Genomic DNA, 23,714 nt, shown 5'->3' with positions numbered 1-23,714 from the left:
AAAATGATTCAAAATACTGTTTTAAAACAACTTCATAATTCACTTTCTGGAGACGTCTTATTCGATAACCTACATAAAACATTATATGCTACAGATGCATCTGTTTATCGTAAAATACCTTTAGCGGTTGCTTTTCCTAAGGATGATAAAGATTTAAAAACATTAATTGAATTTGCAAAAAAAAACACCACCACTTTAATACCAAGAACAGCAGGTACATCACTTGCAGGCCAATGTGTTGGTGATGGTATTGTAGTTGACGTTTCTAAACATTTTACAAAAATCATTTCTTTTGATGCAGTAAATAAAACTGTAACACTTCAACCTGGTGTTGTTAGAGATTCTTTAAATGTTTATTTAAAAGAATTCGGATTGTTTTTTGGACCAAATACTTCTACGTCTAATCGATGCATGATTGGCGGAATGGTTGGTAACAATTCATCTGGAAGCACTTCTATAAAATATGGCGTAACTAGAGACAAAGTTCTAGAAATTAAAGCCATTTTAAGTGATGGAAGTTCTGCTACTTTTAATGAAATTACTTCTGATGAGTTTCTTGAAAAAATAAAAGAAAACACGCAAGAAGGTAAAATTTATAGAGCAATTTACTCTGAGTTATCACAAATTGAAAATCAGAAAGAAATAAAAAAAGAATTTCCGAAAGAAACAATTCATAGAAGAAACACTGGTTATGCAGTTGATGAGTTTTTATCCTCAGATTTATTTGGCGGAACTGAACCTACAATTAATGTTGCTAAATTTCTAAGCGGTAGCGAAGGCACATTAGCTTTTTCAACATCTATTACACTTCAATTAGACGATTTACCACCTACTGAAAGTATAATGGTTTGTACACATTTTAAAAGTATAAACGAAAGCTTAATTGCTACTGTAACTGCAATGAATCATAATTTATACAATTGTGAACTTATGGATAAAACCATATTAGATTGTACTAAAAACAATAGAGATTTGGCAAAAAATCGATTCTTTTTAAAAGGTGATCCAGAAGCTGTTTTAATGTTAGAAGTTTCTGCAAATTCTTTAGATAAAGCAGAGGTTTTAGCCGATAATTTAATTAAAGATTTAGAAAAAAATAACTTGGGTTATCATCACCCTAAAGTTTATGGTAAAGACATTGCAAAAGTTCATTATTTAAGAAAAGCAGGTTTAGGTGCTTTAGGTAATATGATTGGAGATATGAAAGCAGTTGCATGTATAGAAGATACAGCGGTTGCCCTAGAAGATTTACCAAATTATATTGAAGAATTTACGCAAATAATGTCTAAATACAAGCAAAATGCAGTGTATTATGCACATGCTGGCGCTGGTGAATTGCATTTAAGACCAATATTAAATTTAAAAAAGAAAGCAGATGTTGTTTTATTTAGAAAAATAACTACTGAAACTGCAGAATTGGTTAAGAAATACAAAGGTTCGTTTAGCGGCGAACATGGTGATGGTATTGTACGTGCAGAATTTATTCCGTTAATGATTGGTGAAAAAAATTATCAATTGCTAAGAAGAATAAAAAAAGCTTTTGATCCCGATAATATTTTTAACAAAGGTAAAATTACAGATGCGTTTTCTATGGATGAGAATTTGCGTTATGAAATTGATCGTGATGAGCCAGAAATTAAAACAATTCAAGATTTTTCTGACAGTAAAGGGATTTTAAAATTAGCAGAAAAATGTAATGGTTCTGGCGATTGTAGAAAACCCGTAGAAGCTGGCGGAACAATGTGTCCTAGTTATAGAGCAACAAAAGACGAAAAAGATACCACACGTGCAAGAGCAAATACTTTACGTGAATTTCTTACAAATTCTAAAGAAGCAAATAAATTCAATCATAAAGAGTTAAAAGAAGTATTTGACTTGTGTTTAAGCTGTAAAGCCTGTGCTTCAGAATGCCCAAGTAATGTTGATATTGCTACTATGAAAGCAGAATTTTTATATCAATATCAAGAAATAAATGGTTATTCTTTTAGAAGTAAATTATTTGCAGAAAATGTAAAATACAATAAGTTGGGTAGCATTGTACCTAGTTTAACAAATGCTATTTTAAATACACCGTTTGCAAAAGCTGCCATGGGTGTTGCTAAAGAAAGAACAGTACCTAAATTAGCAAAATCAACTTTAAAAAAATGGTATAAAAAACAACCAATTACAAAACATAAAAAAACAGTTTATTTATTTTGTGATGAATTTACTAACTTTTATGATGTAGAAATTGGTAAAGATGCTTATTACCTATTAGATAAACTTGGCTATACTTTAAAAATTGTAAATCATGAAGAATCTGGAAGAAGCTATATTTCTAAAGGATTTTTAAAACAAGCTAAAGCTGTTTGTAATTTTAATGTAACTATTTTTAAAGATATTATTACAGAGAAAACTCCTTTAATAGGAATAGAACCTTCTGCTATTTTAACTTTTAGAGATGAATATATTCGATTAGCAGATGACACAAAATCCGCAGAAAAAATTGCAAAAAATGTGTTTACTTTTGAAGAATTTCTAGCAAAAGAATTAGAAAACAAAAAGTTTGATACTAATGTATTTACTAATAAAACTAAAACTTTAAAGATTCATGGGCATTGTCATCAGAAAGCTTTATCCGGTACACACGCAAGTTTTCAAATTTTAAATATTCCTAAAAATTATAACGTAACAATTATAAACTCTGGTTGTTGTGGTATGGCAGGTTCTTTTGGTTATGAGAAAGAACATTACCAAATTTCTATGCAAGTAGGTGAAGATACTTTATTTCCAAAAATTAGAAATACATCTAAAGAAACAGAAATTGCCGCTGCGGGTACAAGTTGCAGACATCAAATTTACGACGGTACAAAACGAATTGCCAAACACCCAATAACTATTTTAAAAGAAGCATTATCTTAGTAAAATGCAAAACAAAAATAAAATAGCTTCTATGCTTACGCTAATTATTGCAGGCGAAGCTATTTTTTTACTTCCGTTTATCTTAATGCGTGTTTTTAAGCCAATTATTAGAGATGTTTTTTTAATTTCTGACGCTCAAATTGGTGAAGCCCAATCATTATATGGCTTAACAGCTGTTATTTCTTATTTTATTGGTGGCTTTCTAGCAGACAAATGGCAAGCAAGAAAATTACTTACGCTATCTTTAATTTTAACTGCTTTTGGTGGATTTTGGATGACTTTGATTCCATCTATAAATAGCTTAAAAATATTATATGCATTTTGGGGAGTTTCTACAATATTATTATTCTGGGCATCGCTTATAAAAGCAACTAGACAATGGGGAAATAAAAACAATCAAGGATTATCATTTGGATTATTAGATGGTGGTAGAGGATTTTTTGCAGCTTCAATCGCTTTGTTTGGCGCAAGTATTCTTACTTACTTTTTTCCTAAAAATGCCCTTGAAATTAGCCAAGAAACTAAAATGAAAACTTTACAATACATAATTGGTGCAATAACCTGTATTGTTTTTTTAATTGCCTTTTTAGTTTGGAAATTCTTACCAAAAGATGATGTTAAAAATTTAAATACAGAAGCTAAATTCAATTTTAAAAAAGCTTTCTCTTTACTAAAACAGAAAAAAATAATTTATCATTCATTAATTATTTTTTGTGCATATTGTGCTTATAAACTTACAGGAGTTTATGGAACTTATGCAAACGATGTGTGGAATTTCAGTTTGCAAGAAGCTACATATTTTGCTGTTTTTATTCAGTTTTTAAGACCATTATCAGCAATTTCGATTGGGTATGTTGCTGATAAATTTATACCTTCAAAAATTTTAATTCCTAGCTTTATACTATTAATCTTCTGCTCTTTACTATTAGGTTCTGGTGCTTTTAAAAACCAAATAATTGCATTTTCTTTTACAAGTTTTATTTTAATGGCTTTTGGTACTTATGCACTAAGAGGTTTATATTTTGCAATCATAGAAGAAACCAACACGCCTTTACAGTTTACAGGTACTTTAGTAGGTATTATATCTGTAGTTGGTTTTACACCAGATATCTTTATGTCTCTTTTTAACGGTTATATGTTGGGTGAAAATCCGACAATTAATGAATATGAAAATTTATTTTTAACATTTACCATAATCCCTATTGTAGGCTTAATTGCAGCTTTCGGATTTAGAAAATCTATACAAAATGAGTAAAAAACAAAAGTACGCTCCTTCTAAAGAAAGGTATGACAAAATGAATTATAGAAGAACTGGAAATAGCGGATTATTACTACCGGAAATTTCTTTAGGTTTATGGCATAATTTCGGAGAAAATGACGATTTTAAAAATGCTAGAAATTTAATTAAATGTGCTTTTGACCACGGAATTACTCATTTTGATTTGGCTAATAATTATGGTCCACCATACGGTTCTGCAGAAACTACTTTCGCAAAAATCCTTAAAAAAGATTTTAAAAACTATAGAGATGAAATGATTATTTCATCTAAAGCAGGTTACGATATGTGGGAAGGACCGTACGGGAATAATGGTTCAAAGAAATATTTAATTTCTAGTTTAGACCAAAGTTTACAACGATTAAATCTTGATTATGTTGATATATTTTATCATCATAGACCCGATTATAATACGCCTTTAGAAGAAACAATGGGTGCCTTAGATTTAATGGTTAAACAGGGTAAAGCTTTGTATGTTGGTTTATCTAATTACAAACCAAAAGAGGCAAAAAAAGCATTTGAAATTTTAAAAGAGTTAGGTACACCTTGTTTAATACATCAACCACGTTATAGTCTGTTAGACCGTTGGGTAGAAGATGGTTTATTAAATTTATTAGAAGAATCTAAAGTTGGTACCATTTGTTTTTCTCCGTTAGCACAAGGTATGTTAACTGATAAGTATATTAATGGTTTGCCAAAAGATTCTAGAGCTATAAAAGATGGCAGATATTTAAAAACAGATATGGTTTTAGAAAATTTACCAAAGATTAAAGCTTTGAATGAAATTGCAATAAATAGAAACCAAAATTTGGCGCAAATGGCTATTTCTTGGATTTTAAAAGATGAAAGAATTACATCTGTATTGATTGGAGCAAGTAAAACTTCTCAAATTTCTGATAGTTTAAAAGCTTTAGACAACATCATTTTTGATAATGATGAATTAGAACAAATTGAAATAATTTTAAAAATGAAATAATTTTTAATCCAATTGAAAAAAAATAGTACCTTTATCTGCACATTTAGTAAAAATATGATTCTGAAAAAGATAACCCCCATCCTATTTTTAGCTATGTCTATAGCTAGTTGCTCAATATTAAAAGCACAAAATTCTGTAAATCTTTCTTTACATCAAGACATGAAACTTCTTATTTGGGGTGATGAACTTGGTAACCGAGCAGGAACTTTAAATTATAATTTTAGATTAAAACACGAAACCCAAGACAAAAAATACGGATATTTTATGTACGGTTTAGAGTTTGAACAAGCTCTTTTAGATGACATTTATACTCGATATGGCGCTTTTGGCGGATTTTCTTTTATGGAAGTTTTAGATGATTACAATTTTCACGTAACCCCAAGTATTGGCGCTGGTATTATCAACCGAACAGGTAAAAATTTATTTAGTTTATCTGCAAGTTTACAATTTGAATACTTTTTAGGAGACAGATTTAGATTAAGCGTATTAAATCAAATAACTCAGAGAACAGATTTAGAATATTTATACGATGATTTAAAATATCGATATAGTTTCTTTATCGGTTTTGAATACACTTTATTTGAATTAAAAAGAAAAAGAAGGCCTTAATTTTTAAGACCAAAACTCTCTTTGCTTATTTAACTCTTCTTCTTCCTTTGTTAATTGTTCTATCTGCTCTACAGTTAAAACTTTTAAAAATGAAGGATGTTGTTCGATCGCATATTCAATTTTAGTTACAATTTCTGCAACTGTTTCGTTGTCATAATCAATATCTAAAGGCTCTTTAATAACCATAGATTGTAAAACATTTCGCTTTTTTATAGACAAACCTTTTTTATCAAAAGAACGTCTAAAACCATCAATAACAATAGGTACAACTACTGGTTTACAAGTTTTAATAATATGTGCTGTTCCTCTTCTAATTGGTTTAAAAGGAGTTGTTGTTCCTTGAGGAAATGTTATAACCCAACCATCTTTAATGGCTTTCTGAATATTAGAAATATCAGAGTTTTTTACTTGCCTGTTTACATTTTTACCAGCACTTCGCCATGTTCTATCAATAGAAACAGAGCCGGCATAAGCAAATAATTTAGGTAAAATACCAGATTTCATAGTTTCTCCGGCAGCAACAAAATAAATATTTAACTTCGGATTCCAAATGTAACCTACATTTTTAATCGAATCATCTCTACCTTTTAAGGCAGCATTAAAAACATGAAACATTGCAGCAACATCTGCAAAATACGTTTGATGGTTCGAAATAAATAAAACATTTCTATCAGGTAAATTTCTTAATATTTCAGATCCTTCAATTTGTAAATTATTAAACTTACGATATCTTCCATGAGAAATTACACCAAAAATTCTAATAATCATTTTTTTTAAAAACAAAATATGACCAAAAGGATTTCTTTTAAATAAAGGCATTATAGATTAATTTTTAATACTTGGTTAACTGCAAATTTACAAAACAATTTACAAACCTTATTGTTTTAAAAGTTCTTTAATTTCTGACAACATCATTGCTGTTGCACCCCAAACAACATAACCATTTAGTTTAAAGCAAGGTACATCTGTATTTTTCATATATGAGGTACTTAAATTGACCGTTGTTAGCGATGTATCATTTAATAAATCTTCTAATAAAACCTCTATGGTAGTTTCTACTTCGTAATTTGTAATAAATTTTGGCCTTTCGGATAGATAACCTATAAATGGTGTTGCTAAAAAGTTACTTGGCGGAATGTAAACATCTGTAAGTTCTCTTATAATTTCTACCGATTCTGTTTTTATACCAATCTCTTCATTTGCTTCTCTTACAGCTGTAGCTTCTAAATTTTTATCAGAAATATCAATTTTACCACCAGGAAAACTTATTTGTGCAGAATGTGTGCCTTTATAACTAGCTCTTTCTGTTAAAATAAATGTGGTTTCATTATTTTCATTAGGGTAAAATAATGCCAAAACTGCAGCTTTTTTTGGATTACTCGCTTTTATTTTATCTGCATCATATCTTAACCTAAGTTCTGGCGCTAATTTAAACTGAGCATCTAAACCACCTAATTTGCTTGTTTTAAAAGAGTTTATATTTGCTTTAAATTGATTAAATTTCACTTTAAAATGTATTTTAAAATTAAACTAACGCCTTTTAAATATAATAATTATTTTTTGGCAGGAATTTTGAATAGATATTAAATATGAATAATAAATACAAAAAATTAATAGCAAGTATTGCATTAGATGCTTTTGGCTTAATACCAGTACCTTTTTTAGATTTTCTTTGGGCGCCAATATCTGGTTATATAATGACTAAGATGTACAAAGGTAAAGAAGGTAAAGTTGCCGGTATAGTTTCTTTTTTAGAAGAGATTTTACCTTTAGATATAATACCAACTTTTACCATTATGTGGGTTTATAGTTACATTATAAATAAGAGAAAAAATGAAGACTTAATAGAAAATTAATCTTCTTTTTTAAATAAAAATCCTAAACCTAATCTACTTAAAAACTTTTTTTCGAAAGCCCAAAAGAATTTAAATTGCCCAAAAATCCAACCAGTTATTGGTAACGTTAATTGGTAAACCGGAAAAATAAGTAATATTCTTAATGGCCAGTATATAAAACCTGATATTGTTTCTCTGTCCAATCCTAAAAAAGCAGTAATTGGTTTTGCAACCCAAGCGGCAAAAGAACCGTTTATTGCAAAAACAATAAAAATAGCAACTACAGACCAGTTACTTTCTATATTCCAACGTTTTTTTAATTTCTCCATAAAAACAATTAAGCTTTAGTTTTAGATTTTCTAAACATTAGCCAAACACCTATTAAAACCAAAGGTATACTTAAAACTTGTCCTGTATTTAAAGGACTAAATATCCATTCTTCTCCTCTTTGTTGAACTTGTGGTTCTTTTAAAAACTCTATTATAAATCTTAAAGACCATAAAACAACCATAAACAAACCAAATAAAAATCCTGTTTGTTCTTTTTTATCAGTTTTCCAGTACAAATACCACATCACAAAAAATAGTGCTAAATAACTAAAAGCTTCGTATAATTGGGTAGGATGTCTTGGTGCAGTTTCTCCTGCTGCTTTAAAAATTACACCAAAATTACTTCCTGTTTCTTTTCCATAAATCTCGGAATTAAAAAAGTTACCAAAACGAATAAAAAATCCTGCTAAAGCAACCATTATTGCCAATCTATCTAAAATAAACAACCAAGGTTTTTGTAAATGTTTTTTTGCATAAAAATACATCGCAATTGGAATACCAATGGCAGCACCATGACTAGCAAAACCTGTAAAACCGGTAAACTTCCATCCTTCTGCAGATTTTTTAAATGGTAAAAATATTTCTAATAAATTATGCTGATAATAATCCCAACTGTAAAAGAAAACGTCTCCTAAACGCATTCCTATTAACATCGATAGAAAAACATACATAAACAATGGATCCATTTTTTCTACAGGAATTTTGTCTTCGATATAAATTTTTTTCATAAAACGCAAGCCTAGTAAAAATGCTGCTACAAACATTAAACTATACCAACGAACTGTAAAAAAACCTAAATCTATTCCTATAGACGGATTCCATTCTATTGCTAAAAAACTCATATTTTTATTTTTTCTAAGTGCGAAAGTAATAAAGCAATCGCTGTTTTAAATAAATTAATTGTTATTCTTTCTTTTCTGGCACAGGATCATAACCACTACCGCCCCAAGGATGGCAACTAAATATTCTTTTTAAAGCTAACCAACCACCAGAAAACAACCCATGTTTTTGCAACGCTTCTATTGTATAATGTGAACACGTTGGACTATATCTACATGTTGCTGGTGTAAATGGAGAAATAGCCGTTTGATAAAAACGAACTAAAAGAATAAATGGATATGAAAGGATTTTTTTCAATATTAAATTTTAAAAAGCACTTTAATTCTACAAACCAAAATCTAAAAAAATTAATTTAAACTAAAAGTTGTACCATCTTTACCGTCTTTTAATTGAATTCCTAATGCAATTAATTCATCTCTAATTTGATCTGATAATGCCCAATCTTTATTTTCTCTTGCTTCTTTTCTTAATTTTATAAGCAACTCTACAACACCATTTATTTTTTCTGAACTGTCTTGTGAATTTTCATTCATCAATCCTAAAACATCAAAAACAAATGCATTTATAGTTGATGTAAATGTTGCTAAATCATCCGCAGTTAAACTTGCTTTATTTTCTTTAATTTGATTGATCACTTTTACAGCTTCAAATAAATGTGAAATTAAAATTGGTGTATTAAAATCATCATTCATGGCTGCGTAGCAATCTTTTTTCCAAGAATCAACATTAAAAGTAGATGTTTTTTTAGCTTCTATTTTATTTAAAAAAGTAACGGCCTCCATTAATTTAGCATGTCCTTTTTCCGAAGCTTCTAAAGCTTCGCCAGAAAAATCTAAAATACTTCTGTAATTTGCTTGCATGTTAAAAAAACGAACAACACTTGCAGAAAATGCTTTTGGTAAAATATCGTTCTCTCCTGATAAAATTTCATTCGGAAGAATAAAATTACCCGTAGATTTAGACATTCTTTGGCTATTTAATAAAAGCATATTTGTGTGCATCCAATAATTAACAGGGGTTACACCACTACATGTTTGAGATTGTGCAATTTCACATTCGTGATGTGGGAATTTTAAATCCATTCCGCCACCGTGAATGTCAAAATTTTCTCCTAAATACTTTGTACTCATCACAGAACACTCTAAATGCCAACCAGGAAAACCATCAGACCAAGGAGAAGGCCAACGCATAATATGTTTTTCATCAGCTTTTTTCCAAAGTGCAAAATCTTGTGGATTTTTCTTGTCTGATTGTCCGTCTAAAGTTCTTGTATTATTTAATAGATCTTCTACTTTTCTACCAGATAAAATTCCGTAATTTTCTTTTTTATTGTATTCGTGTACATCAAAATATACAGAACCATTAACCTCATACGCAAATCCTTTTTCTATGATTTCTTTAATCATTTCTATTTGCTCTACAATGTGCCCTGTTGCAGTTGGCTCTATACTTGGTGGTAAAAAGTTGTAATTTTTTAAAACATCATGAAAATCTACAGTGTAACGCTGTACAACTTCCATAGGTTCTATTTGTTCTAAACGTGCTTTTACAGCAATTTTATCTTCACCTTCATCTGCGTCATTTTCTAAATGACCAGCATCGGTTATATTACGTACATAACGTACTTTATAACCTAAGTGTAAAAAATATCTATACACCACATCAAAAAACATAAAGGTTCTTACGTTACCTAAGTGGGCGTTGCTATACACGGTTGGTCCGCAGACATACATGCCTACGTAACCTTCTGTTATCGATTTAAAATCCTCTTTCTTTTTAGTAAGAGAATTGTATACTTTCAATTGATTTTCTTTGTAGAGTTCCATTAAAAAAAGTGACTAATTACAGCGGATAAAGATAGGCACTTTATTAAGAATAGAGAAATGGAATTTGAGTGAAGTTTACTTAATTATGTGTTTCTAATTTTACTTGATTGTAATAGTACTAAATTGCCCATTTACTTTTAACATGTTATTAGTTGTTGCATCATTTTTAAAATATTTTACCCTATCGTTTTTCAAATTGACCTTATTTACTTGATATTTATATCTAGAGTGCACATTCCCAAAGTTTAAGATTGCTTCTGAGTTACTTAAATCTAAAACAAACTCTTCGAAATTTGCATCAAAACCTTTAATAGTAATCTCGCCAAATTTATCTGTTACTGAGACTTTTTTATTGATTTTATCGATTTCTAATTTCGAAAAATTATTAAAAATATTAGTATTTGTAACCGATGCTATTTTTGCATCGGTTACATTGTTTAAAAATAAAGTACAAGCGTTTAAACTGTTTATGTTAACCGGTGATGAATCTATATTTAGCTTACCTCCTATTAAGTTATTTGCATTGAAAGTACCATATTTTAAGCTACCAGAAGCAACTGAGTTAGGTAAATTTACTTTACAATGACGAGTATTTAATTTAAAAGTAGCGGCTTTGGGTACTTTTATTTCTATCGTTTTTTTAATTTTTACATTTTTACCATTTACTTCTTTCTCATCAGCATTAAAATTGAAATTAAATTTCATGTTTTTTAAACTTTCTTGTGCTTTTAACAAACCTTGTTTAATTTGTTCTTTATCAATATTTTTGATTTGGAGTTTAGCCTCATTTAAAGCTTCTTTTAACTTTTGCTTATCGATGTTTTTTAAATGATTTTTAGAATTTCTTAATTCAGCTTTAATTCTTTTGCCAGAGTTGTTAAGTTCTTCTTCAATTTCTTTAAATCGTTTTGTTTTTTTGAATTCTTCCCATTCTTTTTTAGATTTAATAATGATGTGTTCGTTATCATTATGATATTCGAAAGAGTATTTATTTTCTCTTATCATTCTTTTTTCAATATCCTCTAAAGAATCAAAGTCAAAGTCAAAATCGAAGTCCATTTCTGGAATTTCAATATCTTCAATTTCTGGTATTTTGATATCAGCAATATTAATATCAGAAATATTTATATCCATGTTTTCAAAAAAGACAATATTATTTAAGCCTAAAGATTTACCTGAATTCGAGACAACACTTACTTTTCTCTTGTTTCCGAGTGCTTCAAAATTCCATTTTTTAAAGTATTCTTCTGCTTTTTCCTTAGAAATTCCTTCTACTTCTATAGTTGCAATTATAGAAACTTCATTTTTATTCCAAGTAGTTACGTTTATTGTAGAATTAGATGCATTAATGTCTAATTGTACATCTTTATTTACGGTAAAAGTTTCTGTATACTTTTTATCGAATTTTTGCGCATAAATAGTACCGAGTAATAGAAATGCAACTAAAAAACTGAATGTATTATATAATTTGATTTTCATTTTGTGTTTTATTTAAATTTTTAAGTTGTTGTAATTGCTTTTTCAAGCGTTGTAACAGCTGTAATCGTAATTTTAAATTACTTATTAATGCATTTATGGTAACATCATTAACCCCTTTTGTATTGAGCTCTTGGGTTAATAATTTATATTCTTTTGTTAATTCTGATATTTTAGATAAATAATCATCTATAACCTCTTTATTATCTTCTGTTAACTCTAATTGACTAATTTCTAAGCTAATACTACTTTTATAGTATTTTTCTATGGTTTCAAATTCTGGCGATATGCTTCCTAAACTTATTTCTTTAGTTATTTTTTTTGTTTCGTTAATAGATTTTGAAGGATAAAACTGCACACAAATACTAACTAATAAAGCTACAGTTGCCGCAATACTTAACCATTTATAATTAATTTTAGTTTTCTTTTTACCATGTAATTCTTTTTCTAATAAAGCTTCAAATTTATTAGTATGATTTACAGACAAAGCAATTTTTTCTTCTTTATATTTCTTTACAGAATCTCTAATATCTTGCGGCATACATCGTGTTTTTTAGTTTTTCTTTTAATACTTTTTTACCTCTTAACAATTGTGTTCTAGACGTGTTTTCTGTAATATTTAATATTTCAGAAATTTCTTGATGATCGTAACCTTCTAACAAGTACAAAGTTAAAACCAATCTGTATTTTTCTTTTAACGAGTTTATATTCGTTACAATTTCATCTACAGAAATTGTGTTTTCTACTTGCCAATCTTCTTCTTCTACCTTTGTAATAACATCGTTATTTATGGCTATTAATTCTAATTTATTTTTCTTTAATAAATCGATACTTTGATTGATTACAATTCTTTTTAACCAAGCACCAAAAGCAACTTCATTTTTGTAATTTTTGATATTTTTAAAAGCCTTAATAAAAGCGTCTTGCATTACATCTTCAGCCAAAAACCTATCTTTTACATATCTATTTGCCACCATAAACATAGCGTTGCAATATAAATTATACAATTGCATTTGCGACTTTGCGCAATTGTTTTTGCATTTATTAATTATAGGTTGATGTAACTGTTTGGTTGATGTCATTACTTCTTTCTTATTCTAAAGACGATACATTTTTTGAAGTGTTGCAAAATTTGTAATTAATTATCTTTAAATTTACATAAAAGTGATTGAACTTAATGAAAAAGAAGGTTATTAGTGTCTTAAAACAGCAAGAGAATATTTACATTTTTTGTTTGTTTTTATTATTCTTTCCATTAAAAACTCAATTACAAAATGGAATTATGTTTCTTTTTGATGTTTTTTTTCGAAACGGAATTACAACCGAAAACTTTACTTATAATTATAAAGGAATTTTTATTGGATGTGATAAAATAGCTCTTTTTAGAAAAACAAGTCTTAATTTTAATTGGTTTCAAAAACATGGAATATATTGGATACAATTTATTCCATCACTTTTAGCGTTCTTATTACTTTATAGAAGAACCAAAAAAAATACTTCAATTTTGTTATTAGATTGGATTTGGATTGTTATTTCGTGTTTTAGTATTTTAACCTCATTAAATAATATACAATCCATAATAATCAATTTTCATAGTTATAGTAGTTCTCAAATCATAAGGACATTGCCAATTACAGTATTTTTTTTATTAATTGGAATATATATACTTATTAGAATATTTACATTTAAAGAACGTATACAAGCAATTACATTTGGTCTTTTAGGATTTTATGGTAGTTTCTTCCTTTGGATGAAATATTTAGGACCAATTATTCTTCCTATTATTTAATAAATAACTTATTTTTACTTTAAAGTTTACTCTTAAAATGAACAAAAATTCTTCTGCTTTACACGAAAAAGATGGTGTTTCACAACCAGAAACTACTAGTAAATCTTCTGCTGAAAAAATTAAGCTAAATAGAGCGAAACAAAATTCTGTTAGTGAGTTTGTTGCTAAAATTTTAGAAGGAAATATTACTTTTTTAAGTAAAGCAATTACACTGGTTGAAAGTACTAATTGTAAACATCAAGAAAAGGCAAACCAAATCTTAGAAAAATGTTTGCCGCATGCTAATAAATCTATAAGAATTGGTATAACTGGTGTTCCTGGTGTTGGTAAAAGTACATTTATAGAGGCTTACGGTAAATATTTAACTTCTAAAGGTAATAAAGTTGCTGTTTTGGCGGTAGACCCTAGTAGCTCTGTAAATAAAGGTTCTATTTTAGGCGATAAAACAAGAATGGAACAGCTTGTAACAGATAAAAATGCTTTTATTAGACCATCGCCTTCAGGTACGTCTTTAGGTGGTGTTGCTCAAAAAACAAGAGAAAGCATTATTTTATGTGAAGCTGCCGGTTATGATACTATTATTATAGAAACCGTTGGTGTTGGGCAATCGGAAACCGTTGTGCATTCTATGGTAGATTTCTTTTTATTATTAAAATTAGCCGGTGCCGGAGATGAATTACAAGGTATAAAAAGAGGAATTATCGAAATGGCAGATGCAATTGTCATTAATAAAGCAGATGGCGAAAATGAAAGAAATACAAAAATTGCTAAAGTAGAATTTAATAGGGCTTTGCATTTATATCCTTTAAAAGAAAGTAAGTGGCAACCAAAAGTATTAACTGCTAGCGCACTTCATAACAAAGGTATTGATAAAATTAATCAAATGATTTTAGAATACATTTCTTTAACAAAAGAAAACAAGTATTTTACACAAAAACGAAACGAACAAAATAAATATTGGCTATTATCTACTATCGATCAGCAATTAAAAGCAAATTTTTATAATAATCCACAAGTTAAAAATGCCTTACAAAACGAGATTAATAATTTAGAAAACGGCATTACAACGCCTTTTAATGCTGCAAAAAAATTATTGAATCTATAAAGTTTATCATTATGATTAAATACTACATTTTTTTTACGTTAATTTTATTGATAACTAGTTGTACTCAAAAAAAAGAACTGAGTTCTATAAATCCAGAGAACTGGACAAAGAGAGCAATTAACATCTCGACTAAAGATTCTCTAGAATATGGTAAATCTTACCTTTCTATTTATTCACAAATCTACAGTTTGTCTAAGCACAAAAAGCATAATTTAACGGCAATGGTTAGTTTAAGAAATACAAGCGACAAAGATTCTATTTATATTTTAAGTGCTAAATACTATGACACGCACGGTAAAACAATAAGAACTTACTTTGATTATCCTATTTATTTGGCGCCAATGGAAACTACCGAAATTATTATTGATGAAATTGATATAACTGGTGGTACAGGTTCTAATTTTTTGTTTGAATGGAAATTACCTAAACATAGTTCTGAACCACTTTTTGAAGGTATTATGACTTCTACAATGGGCCAACAAGGATTATCGTTTACAACACAAGCAAAAAGAATTGAATAATATCTTACAATTAAAAATGCCTGCTACTAAAAAAGTAACAGGCATCTATCCAACTAAAATCAACCAAAACAAACATGGTCAAAATCTTAACATCATTTTTTAGAAAGTATAAGTAATACTTGCTTTTGCAAAAAATGGTGTACCTGGTGTAAAATGAATTTCTTCTACGGGGTTTTGTTCGTTTTGTAATCTAGATTCTGTAGCAAATTGAGTTTCGTTCCAAGCTACATCAAAAATATTTTCAATTGCCAAACCTAATGTTACATCTTTCATTTTATAATTTACATTAAAATCTGCAACAAAATAACCTTCTGCAACTATAGAATTATCTTCTGTTGCTGGTCTATCATCTATATATCTATATTGAATTCCTCCAGAAAAATCACCTAAATTATTAACAGATAATCCACCTACGGCGGTAAAATCTGGTGCTAAAGGAATATAATCTTCGCCTGATACGTTTTCTAAACTTCTAGCTTTTGTAAAAGTTACATCTGTATTAAAATATAACCAATCTGTAAATTGATATCTTACTCCTAAATCTAAACCATAACGCTCAGATTCTCCAGAAGGTTCTACAATACCAGCATCACCAACATACACAAACTCTTCTTCTGATAGTAAATACCAAACTGCAGTATTAATTACCATATTTTTTGTTGGTTTCCAAATATTACCAAAATCTAAACCGTAAGCTTTTGGCAAAACTTTGTCTGCATTTTGTTGTAAAACAACTCTTGTATCATTACTATGAAACCCAATTCCTGATTTTAAAAACCATTGTAAGTTATCGTTTTGAGAAAACAAGAAATTTAATTTCGGAGTAACGATTGCTTTATTCTTAGTTAACGTATTATAGTTGGTTTGTAAAGCATCATTATAAATAAATTTAAAATAATCTAATCGAACTGCTGGTGATATTTTAAATTTTCCTATTTCAAATTCTGAATTAAAAAATGCATACATATTTGTTTGTCTTACATCTCCTAATTGAATTCTATCGATAATTTCTTGTCTATTTTTTGTGTGAGACAATTCTATATCATTTATAATATCATATCGTAAACCTGCACCTTTTGTAAATTTAGCTTCAACGTCACCAAATAATTTATTTGAAATTATTTGTGCATTTGCACCAAAAATATCTCTGTTTTCAAATTGTCTAATCTGATCTCCGTTAACAGCATCTTCTAAAAAGAACGTAAAATTAGAAAATAATTCAAAATTGTATTTAGAATAAAACACATTCGATTTTAAAATACTTTCTTCTGACAAGGTTTTATTTAACTCAATATTAAAATTTGTTCTAGAAGTTGTACCTCCTTCTGTATCATCTATCGCACCAAAACGTGTAATATTGCCATTATTAACTTCTCTTTCTGGTATTTGACCTGATGCATCCCAAGTACTTGTAAAGTGAGAAGCTGTTACACTTACTCTGTCTTTACCGTTTAAAAATGTATTGTATTTTCCGAATAAATTTAATCTACTAAAGTTTTGCGGAGATTCAAACGGACCATCTGTAGCAATATATTCTACAGCAACATATGCATCATCTTTTTTATTACCTTCTAAAAGATCGAACATACCCAAAAAGCGTTGTGAGTTAAACTGCCCAACTTCCATAGAAATCATGCTGTTTTGTATGCTTTTTTTAGTAGAAAAGTTAACATAACCAGCCGTATTAAAGTCACCTTGTTTTGCATAATAAGGGCCTTTACCAAAATCTATTTTTTGAATTGTTTCTGGTATTACAAAGTGTAAATCACTATAACCTTGACCATGTGCATGTGAAACCATGTTAATTGGCATTCCGTCTACAGAAAGTGTAACATCTGTACCATGGTCAATATCAAAACCACGTAAAAATATTTGTTCTGCTTTTCCGCCACCAGCATGTTGCCCTATAATTAAACCTGGTACTTTTCTTAAAATTTCTTGTGAATTGTTAACAGGATTAACTTCTAAATCTATTTTAGATATCGTTTGTAAAGCATTGATTTCTTTTCTTAAAACCAACTCTTCTAATTGAAATACCTTAGTTTTTAAAACAACTTTAAAATCATTAAAATTTTCTGCTGTTAAAACAACATCTTGTTTTTGAAATCCTAAAATACCTATTTGAATTGTGTCACCAATATTGGTATTTAACACCTTAAAATTTCCGTTTAAATCTGAATGTGTATGCGCATTAGAGCTAACATTAAACACATATGCATTTTCTACAGGATTATTATAAGTGTCTATAATTTTACCATTTAATTCTTGTGCTTTTGTTTGTAAACAAGTTGCAAGAAAAATAAATACGAATAGTAAATTTCTCATTTTTACATTTTTTTGCAAACTTATATATTTAAAATATCTTTTTCAGCTAAAGGGCCCAATTCGTAGATACTTTCTACCAATTCTTCTTTTAACATAATGGCTTCTTGCATTTTACCATTTGCTTTTAAAATATATGCGGCATGTAATAACGCTTCTGGTTCGTAAGTTTTATTTAAAACAAATTTTTCTGTAATTTCTAAAGCCTTTTCTATTTGTCCGTTTTTAAAGTAAGACCACGCTAATAAATCATAAGATTGTGCTGTTGGTCTTTCTCTTACTTCTTGAGCGGCTATGTTTAAAGCTTTTGATTTTAAGTCTTTGTTATCTGCGTATAATAAAACGTCGTATTTATGATACATAACTCCGTAATTAGAGTCTGACACTTGAGTAATGTACTTTTCGATTTGTTGTTTTTTTTCTACTGAGTTTTCCATAAAATCTAAAATTTCTGCTTTTAATAAGTGGTAATTAGGGGATTTGTTTTCTTGAGTTACTGTTTCTAAAATTCTTAAAGCTTCTTTAGGGTTTCGCTCGTAAGAATACACAATCCATGCAATTCCTTTTTTAGCGTAACTATCTTTAGGGTTTAGTTCTAACGCTTTTAAATAAGCATTATAAGAGTCTTTTATTCTACCTGCATGACCATAATAATCTGCTAGGTTTGTATAATTCCACTGAATTAAAGTTTTGTTATTTGAAGATTTTGCTATTTCTAAAGATGCTTCTAAATATGCTATTGCTTTATCTAAATTACCAATATGATCGTTGTATTTAGAAAGTCTTATTAAATAATCGAAACTCTTAAAGTTTTTAACTTTAGATAAGTATTTTTCAGTTTCTTTAAGATTGCCTAATTCTAGGTTAACATCTATTAACATAAACTGAGTTTGTTGAAGTTTTTCTCCGTTTTTTTCTGCTTTTTTTAATAAAAGCAACGCCTCGTTAAACCTGTGCTGAGAAATATAGTTTCTTGCCAAACCTCTTAAATAACCTGCGTTATTATAAAATGTTTTTTCATTAGCAATGGTTAAGTTTTTTTCTGCACTTTTTAAAGATTCAATTTCTCCTGTTAACTTAAACATTGCATTGTTTGCTGATGCTAATTTTGCGTAATAAGGAAATTGATTTGGAGTCTTTTTTAACTTTTGAGACCAAAAATTAGAATCTGATTGTATGTTTTCTAAAGAGTTATTTTCTGTAGCTTTTAAATAGGCATTATAATCTTTAGTATTTGTTATTTGTTTGTCTGTTGAATTACTGCAACTCGTTGCGATTGAAAAAGTTACAAATAATAAAATTAGTTGGATATATTTCATTGTTTGTATTTTATGTTGATTAAAAATATCTGATGTATTATTAGGGAAAATACATCGAGACATTAGAGAGTTAACTTTTTAATAAAATGACACATGCTCCCTTAAACATGTGTCATTTCTAAAAGCTTCTACTACCAAGGAGAAGCTAAATATGGAAAACTTGTTAAAAAGTCTTTGTCATTTGCATCTACATTATCATTTGATAAAGTTGGATTTTCCATAAAATCTTCTCCACCAAAAATCAATAATAATTCAACAGTAATTACATCATCTGTTAAAGCTCTACCTGTTAAAACGTTTTCTCCGTCGTAAAAAGTAGTTGTACCGTCTAAAGATACATTTAAAACATCTGTTGCTAATAAACCAGTAAAAGCTGCAGCATCTAAACCTAAAGCATTTGTATCTCCTTCATTTGCATACGCAGGACTTAATCCTTTTAAATTGGCTTCAAACATAGATTGAAACTTGGCATTTTGTTCTGACGGAATTGTGTTATTGAATTCATCTTTATTATCCGAAGAAACAAAAACAGTATTTACTGCTGGTCTTCCCATTTGGTCTTTTTGCATAAAAGTTCCAGAAAAATCTGTTGCTACAACTGCAACCACATCATCGTCGTTATTATTACAGCTAATCAATACTATAGAAGACATTAATAAAGCTGCTGTATATTTTATAAAATTAAATTTCATGATATTTTGTTTTTAAATTTTGTTAATTATTGTTTTACTTTAGCTTCTACCCAAGTATTAATTGTACCAGAAGTACCAACCATACTTTTAGGAACTTCTACAACTATAGATAGTACATTTGAACCTGCAAAAGTATCAGAACCTGGGTTATTAAAACCAGAAGCAGTTCCACCAACAACTTCATTATATCTAGCAAAATCCATAAAGAAAGGATCATCTCTTGGTCCTGCAAACATTTTCATTCCTGCACTATTTTCTGCAATAATTGCTGATGAACCATACGCAGTAATATCTACTTCTCCTTTTACAGAAGACATTGTAGCAATATTACTTGTTAATCCTGTAGAAGATGGTGCTACTGGCCCAAAGAAATACATTTTACCATCTCTAGGAATTGCTTGAATTACCAAATCTTCTACTGCGTCACCATCTGTATCAATATTAAACTCTACCAAAACATTTTCATCAAAAGATGTTGTTGATGTGGCAGAAGGACTTAAAAGACCTTGAACATTTGCTACAAATACTAAATTATCTGTGTTTTCTCCTTCGAAAGCATAAAAATCTGTAATATCTGCAGATGTTCCTTGAGCTGCAGGTGCATCAATATGATCTGCCGCTACTGTAATTAAACCAATAATTGCAACAATTACGGTTCCTATTAAAATTTTACTTTTTTTCATTGTGTGAGTTTTATAGTTAATATTTAATTGAATCTCACACTACTTACGAGGTTATTAGATATACGGTTTTTTAAAATGTAACTTTTTTTCATATTTTTTCTAATCCCTTATAAACACTGCTAAAAATAGTTGTAAAAATTTTTTAAACATGGTAAATAATCGTAGTATTGTATTAGAAAATTATAATTATTTTGAACAAAAACGAAAAAAAATCTTCTTGGAAAGAAAGACTTCATGAAATTATTTATGAAGCAGACACCAAACAAGGAAAGCTTTTTGACGTTGTACTACTTATTGCTATAATTGCAAGTATTTTTTTGGTAATGCTAGAAAGTGTAGAGAGTTTTGATAATGAATATCATGATTTTTTAAACATTGGCGAATGGATTATTACAATTTTCTTTACAATTGAATATATTATTAGAATTATATCGATAAGAAAACCATTTAAATACATCTTTAGCTTTTATGGTATTATTGATTTACTTTCTACCATTCCTAAATATTTATCATTTATATTGATAGGCTCGCAAAGTTTAGTGGCTTTAAGAGCTTTAAGACTGTTAAGAATCTTTAGAATTTTAAAATTAGCAAGATATATTGGCGCTTCAAACAAATTATTATTAGCTTTAAAGTCTAGTAGAGCAAAAATTGCTGTATTTTTATTCTTCGTTTTAATAGTTTGTATAATTTTAGGCACAGTTATGTATATGATAGAAGGTGCCGAAAATGGTTTTACAAATATTCCTAAAAGTATTTATTGGGCAATTGTAACGTTAACTACAGTTGGTTTTGGTGATATTGCACCGCAAACACCATTAGGCCAATTAATTGCAAGTGTAATTATGATTTTAGGGTATTCTATTATTGCAATTCCAACCGGAATTGTTAGTTCTGAAATGACAAAAGCAGACGAAGATATAGACACAAATACACAATCTTGCCCAACGTGTTTAAAAGAAAAACATAAAAAAAACGCAACATTTTGTTACAATTGCGGTAGCATTTTAAATTAAATGAACAAATACAAAAACACTTTAATAACAATTGTTGGTCCTACCGCAATTGGTAAAACTGCTTTAAGTATTAAACTTGCCAAAGCATATAATGCGAGCATTATTTCTTGTGATTCTAGACAGTTTTATAAAGAAATGACTATTGGTACAGCCGTACCAGATCCAGAAGAATTAGCCGCAGCAAAACATTATTTTATTCAAGATAGAAGTATTTTTGATACTTATAATGTAGGTGAATTCGAAAGAGATGCTTTGCAAACTTTAGACAATTTATTTCAAGAAAATCCAATACAGATAATGGTTGGCGGTAGTGGTTTGTACGTAGATGCTGTTTTAAAAGGATTGGATTATTTTCCGGAAGTAAATGCTAATATTAGAAAAAAGCTAACACAACAATTAGAGTCTGAAGGAATCGAAGTTTTACAACAACAATTAAAAGAGCTAGATATTGCTACTTATAATACTATCGAAATTGAAAATCCGCATAGAATAATGAGGGCTTTAGAAATTTGTATTGGTACAGGAACACCTTATTCTACTTTTAAAAATAAACCTAAAAAACCCAGAAATTTTAAAAGCATTAAAGTAGGTTTAAATGCAGAAAGAGAATTAATTTATAATAGAATTAATTTAAGAGTAGATTTGATGATAAAAAATGGCTTAATTGAAGAAGCCAAAAAACTTTTTGAGTTTAAACATTTAAACGCACTACAAACTGTTGGTTACAGAGAACTTTTTAATTATTTTGAAGGCAACTTTACTAAAGATTTTGCAATATCAGAAATAAAGAAAAACACCAGAAGATTTGCTAAAAGACAGCTAACTTGGTTTAAAAGAGATACTGATACCTTGTGGTTTGATTATTTAACAAACATTAATAATATTCAAAAAGAAATTGATTCGAAACTTTAAATGAAAGATAAAATTTTTACATTATTAAGTAAGGTTTATAATTTAAAAAACAAAATTGCCTTCTACCCTTCTATTATTGCTTTGGGCGGAGTTTTTTTTGCTTATTTAATGATGTTTTTAGAAAATCTAGGAATTTCTGATTATTTTCAAGAAATATTACCAGAATTAGTAGTGAATGACGAAGAAACTGCAAGAACTATTCTTTCTACTTTTATTGCAGGATTAACTTCAATAATGGTTTTTAGCTTTTCTATGGTTATGATTTTACTTAACCAGGCGTCTAGTAATTTTTCTCCTAGATTATTACCTGGTCTAATTTCTAACAGAAGACATCAAATTGTTTTAGGCTGCTATTTATTTACCATTATTTACTGCATTTTAATTTTAGTTTTTATAGAACCAAATGGTAAAGATTATCAATTACCAGGTTTTTCTGTGGTACTTTCTATCGTTTTCATGATAAATTCTCTTGGCGCTTTTATTTATTTTATCCATTCAATTTCACAAGAAATTCAGATTAACAATATTTTACTTAAAATTTATAGAAAAGCAGAAAAAAGCCTACAAAAGTTAATCGAAATTGAAAAACAAGTCAATGATAAATCTGACACAACAAACTGGATTGAACACAAGACAAAAAAGTCGGGTTATTTTAAAACTGTATCTACAGATATTTTAGTAGATATGGCTTGCAAATATAAATTTGAATTAGAAATTTTATCAAACCAAGGCTCTTATTGCAGTGAAGGTGATGTATTGTTTAAATCGAATATCAAATTAAGCGAAGAAATTTTAGAAAAAATATACAATAATTTTGAATTTTCTAAAGGAGAGTTAATTGATAACAATTATCTTTTAGCATTCAAACAAATTACAGAAGTAGCAGTAAAATCAATGTCACCAGGTATAAATGATCCTGGTACAGCTATAAATGCAATAGATTATTTATCTGAATTACTGGCGCTTAGAGCACAACTTACCAATTTTGAAATTAAACAAAAAGAAAACACAGCTGCTTTAATAATTAATACGTTAAATTTTAAAGATTTAATTTATAATATTATGGCGCCTTTAAGAACCTATTGCTCGCATGACATAATTATAGTTAAGAAATTACTTATCTCTTTATTAAGAACTAAAAACAAAACAAATATTAAATCGTACAAAACAATTCTTTCTTCTGAAATAGAACTGTTAATTACAGATGCCAAAATAAATATTAAAAACACAGAAGATCTTAAAAAATTAGAGGCTTATTTAAATTAATAATCTTTTATACATTTGTTA

At 28.6% G+C, this 23,714-nt stretch carries 24 protein-coding genes; 11 read left to right on the top strand and 13 right to left on the bottom strand.

Features of this window, described 5'->3' with window-relative positions:
* Window positions 1-3 precede the first annotated feature (3 nt).
* From BXQ17_RS02695 to BXQ17_RS02680, 4 genes are read left to right on the top strand one after another with little or no spacing between them, the layout of a single operon-like run.
* Window positions 4-2,901: an FAD-binding and (Fe-S)-binding domain-containing protein gene (locus tag BXQ17_RS02695; protein WP_077809155.1), complete on the top strand. Its 2,898-nt coding sequence runs from the start codon at window positions 4-6 to the stop codon at window positions 2,899-2,901.
* Window positions 2,902-2,932: 31 nt separating this feature from the next.
* Window positions 2,933-4,156: a nitrate/nitrite transporter gene (locus BXQ17_RS02690; RefSeq protein ID WP_254712401.1), complete on the top strand. Its 1,224-nt coding sequence runs from the start codon at window positions 2,933-2,935 to the stop codon at window positions 4,154-4,156.
* A complete protein-coding gene (locus tag BXQ17_RS02685) occupies window positions 4,149-5,153 on the top strand; it encodes an aldo/keto reductase (RefSeq protein ID WP_077809153.1) in 1,005 nt (334 codons plus the stop codon). Before BXQ17_RS02690 ends, BXQ17_RS02685 begins: the two co-directional genes overlap by 8 nt.
* Window positions 5,154-5,207: 54 nt before the next feature.
* Window positions 5,208-5,762, top strand: a complete 555-nt coding sequence (locus tag BXQ17_RS02680; protein ID WP_187661424.1) for a hypothetical protein — start codon at window positions 5,208-5,210, stop codon at window positions 5,760-5,762.
* A 3-nt stretch (window positions 5,763-5,765) separates the two neighbouring features.
* On the opposite strand, the gene BXQ17_RS02675 is transcribed toward BXQ17_RS02680, so the two are convergent.
* Together BXQ17_RS02675 and BXQ17_RS02670 are read right to left on the bottom strand one after the other, a co-directional pair.
* Window positions 5,766-6,581, bottom strand: a complete 816-nt coding sequence (locus BXQ17_RS02675) for a 1-acyl-sn-glycerol-3-phosphate acyltransferase (RefSeq protein WP_077809151.1) — start codon at window positions 6,579-6,581, stop codon at window positions 5,766-5,768.
* 57 nt (window positions 6,582-6,638) lie between these two features.
* Window positions 6,639-7,268: a CoA pyrophosphatase gene (locus BXQ17_RS02670; protein ID WP_077809150.1), complete on the bottom strand. Its 630-nt coding sequence runs from the start codon at window positions 7,266-7,268 to the stop codon at window positions 6,639-6,641.
* A gap of 83 nt (window positions 7,269-7,351) precedes the next feature.
* Between BXQ17_RS02670 and BXQ17_RS02665 the strand changes: the two genes are divergently transcribed.
* Entirely contained in the window at window positions 7,352-7,618 is a 267-nt protein-coding gene (locus tag BXQ17_RS02665) for a hypothetical protein (protein WP_077809149.1), read from the top strand.
* On the opposite strand, the gene BXQ17_RS02660 is transcribed toward BXQ17_RS02665, so the two are convergent.
* From BXQ17_RS02660 to BXQ17_RS02630, 7 genes are all read right to left on the bottom strand, one after another.
* Entirely contained in the window at window positions 7,615-7,926 is a 312-nt protein-coding gene (locus tag BXQ17_RS02660) for a DUF6787 family protein (RefSeq protein ID WP_077809148.1), read from the bottom strand. The genes BXQ17_RS02665 and BXQ17_RS02660 overlap by 4 nt on opposite strands.
* Before the next feature lie 8 nt (window positions 7,927-7,934).
* Window positions 7,935-8,768 (bottom strand): prolipoprotein diacylglyceryl transferase, encoded by an 834-nt coding sequence (gene lgt / locus BXQ17_RS02655; protein WP_077809147.1) that lies wholly within the window; start codon window positions 8,766-8,768, stop codon window positions 7,935-7,937.
* A 61-nt stretch (window positions 8,769-8,829) separates the two neighbouring features.
* The gene (gene yidD, locus BXQ17_RS02650) at window positions 8,830-9,063 is read right to left on the bottom strand and encodes a membrane protein insertion efficiency factor YidD (protein ID WP_077809146.1); all 234 of its coding nucleotides are present in this window, start codon (window positions 9,061-9,063) and stop codon (window positions 8,830-8,832) included.
* A gap of 50 nt (window positions 9,064-9,113) precedes the next feature.
* Window positions 9,114-10,592, bottom strand: a complete 1,479-nt coding sequence (cysS, locus tag BXQ17_RS02645) for a cysteine--tRNA ligase (protein ID WP_077809145.1) — start codon at window positions 10,590-10,592, stop codon at window positions 9,114-9,116.
* A 99-nt stretch (window positions 10,593-10,691) separates the two neighbouring features.
* Window positions 10,692-12,071, bottom strand: a complete 1,380-nt coding sequence (locus BXQ17_RS02640) for a hypothetical protein (protein WP_077809144.1) — start codon at window positions 12,069-12,071, stop codon at window positions 10,692-10,694.
* Window positions 12,052-12,609: a hypothetical protein gene (locus BXQ17_RS02635; RefSeq protein ID WP_077809143.1), complete on the bottom strand. Its 558-nt coding sequence runs from the start codon at window positions 12,607-12,609 to the stop codon at window positions 12,052-12,054. Before BXQ17_RS02635 ends, BXQ17_RS02640 begins: the two co-directional genes overlap by 20 nt.
* Complete coding sequence (locus BXQ17_RS02630) at window positions 12,593-13,081, bottom strand: RNA polymerase sigma factor (RefSeq protein ID WP_231963603.1); 489 nt, start codon at window positions 13,079-13,081, stop codon at window positions 12,593-12,595. Before BXQ17_RS02630 ends, BXQ17_RS02635 begins: the two co-directional genes overlap by 17 nt.
* A gap of 164 nt (window positions 13,082-13,245) precedes the next feature.
* On the opposite strand from BXQ17_RS02630, the gene BXQ17_RS02625 reads away from it, so the two are divergent.
* From BXQ17_RS02625 to BXQ17_RS02615, 3 genes are read left to right on the top strand one after another with little or no spacing between them, the layout of a single operon-like run.
* Window positions 13,246-13,857: a hypothetical protein gene (locus tag BXQ17_RS02625; protein ID WP_077809141.1), complete on the top strand. Its 612-nt coding sequence runs from the start codon at window positions 13,246-13,248 to the stop codon at window positions 13,855-13,857.
* A 37-nt stretch (window positions 13,858-13,894) separates the two neighbouring features.
* Window positions 13,895-14,962 carry a methylmalonyl Co-A mutase-associated GTPase MeaB gene (gene meaB, locus BXQ17_RS02620; RefSeq protein WP_077809140.1) on the top strand — a complete coding sequence of 356 codons (1,068 nt, stop codon included), beginning with the start codon at window positions 13,895-13,897 and terminating at the stop codon, window positions 14,960-14,962.
* Window positions 14,963-14,973: 11 nt separating this feature from the next.
* Window positions 14,974-15,483, top strand: coding sequence for a DUF3124 domain-containing protein (locus tag BXQ17_RS02615; RefSeq protein ID WP_077809139.1), 510 nt, complete (start codon window positions 14,974-14,976; stop codon window positions 15,481-15,483).
* A 99-nt stretch (window positions 15,484-15,582) separates the two neighbouring features.
* Here BXQ17_RS02615 and BXQ17_RS02610 read toward each other — a convergent pair whose 3' ends face one another.
* From BXQ17_RS02610 to BXQ17_RS02595, 4 genes are all read right to left on the bottom strand, one after another.
* Window positions 15,583-17,808 carry a TonB-dependent receptor plug domain-containing protein gene (locus BXQ17_RS02610; RefSeq protein WP_077809138.1) on the bottom strand — a complete coding sequence of 742 codons (2,226 nt, stop codon included), beginning with the start codon at window positions 17,806-17,808 and terminating at the stop codon, window positions 15,583-15,585.
* Window positions 17,809-17,828: 20 nt separating this feature from the next.
* On the bottom strand, window positions 17,829-19,124 hold the full coding sequence (locus tag BXQ17_RS02605) for a hypothetical protein (RefSeq protein ID WP_077809137.1): 1,296 nt from the start codon (window positions 19,122-19,124) through the stop codon (window positions 17,829-17,831).
* Window positions 19,125-19,255: 131 nt separating this feature from the next.
* The gene (locus BXQ17_RS02600; protein WP_077809136.1) at window positions 19,256-19,816 is read right to left on the bottom strand and encodes a DUF4331 family protein; all 561 of its coding nucleotides are present in this window, start codon (window positions 19,814-19,816) and stop codon (window positions 19,256-19,258) included.
* 26 nt (window positions 19,817-19,842) lie between these two features.
* Complete coding sequence (locus BXQ17_RS02595) at window positions 19,843-20,499, bottom strand: DUF4331 family protein (protein ID WP_077809135.1); 657 nt, start codon at window positions 20,497-20,499, stop codon at window positions 19,843-19,845.
* Window positions 20,500-20,690: 191 nt separating this feature from the next.
* On the opposite strand from BXQ17_RS02595, the gene BXQ17_RS02590 reads away from it, so the two are divergent.
* Genes BXQ17_RS02590 through BXQ17_RS02580 form a run of 3 tightly spaced genes read left to right on the top strand, consistent with a single transcriptional unit; the run spans window position 20,691 to window position 23,693 of the window.
* Window positions 20,691-21,515 (top strand): ion transporter, encoded by an 825-nt coding sequence (locus tag BXQ17_RS02590; protein ID WP_077809134.1) that lies wholly within the window; start codon window positions 20,691-20,693, stop codon window positions 21,513-21,515.
* Window positions 21,516-22,427: a tRNA (adenosine(37)-N6)-dimethylallyltransferase MiaA gene (gene miaA, locus BXQ17_RS02585; RefSeq protein WP_077809133.1), complete on the top strand. Its 912-nt coding sequence runs from the start codon at window positions 21,516-21,518 to the stop codon at window positions 22,425-22,427. It begins immediately after the preceding gene.
* Window positions 22,428-23,693: a DUF2254 domain-containing protein gene (locus BXQ17_RS02580; RefSeq protein WP_077809132.1), complete on the top strand. Its 1,266-nt coding sequence runs from the start codon at window positions 22,428-22,430 to the stop codon at window positions 23,691-23,693. It abuts the gene before it with no gap.
* Window positions 23,694-23,714: the final 21 nt, after the last annotated feature.

Origin of the sequence: Polaribacter sp. BM10 (genome assembly GCF_002005425.1) — a bacterium.
Taxonomy (GTDB): Bacteria; Bacteroidota; Bacteroidia; order Flavobacteriales; family Flavobacteriaceae; genus Polaribacter; species Polaribacter marinaquae.
The sequence above is the reverse complement of the archived record's forward strand: the minus strand, read 5'-3'. Positions and strand labels throughout refer to the sequence as shown.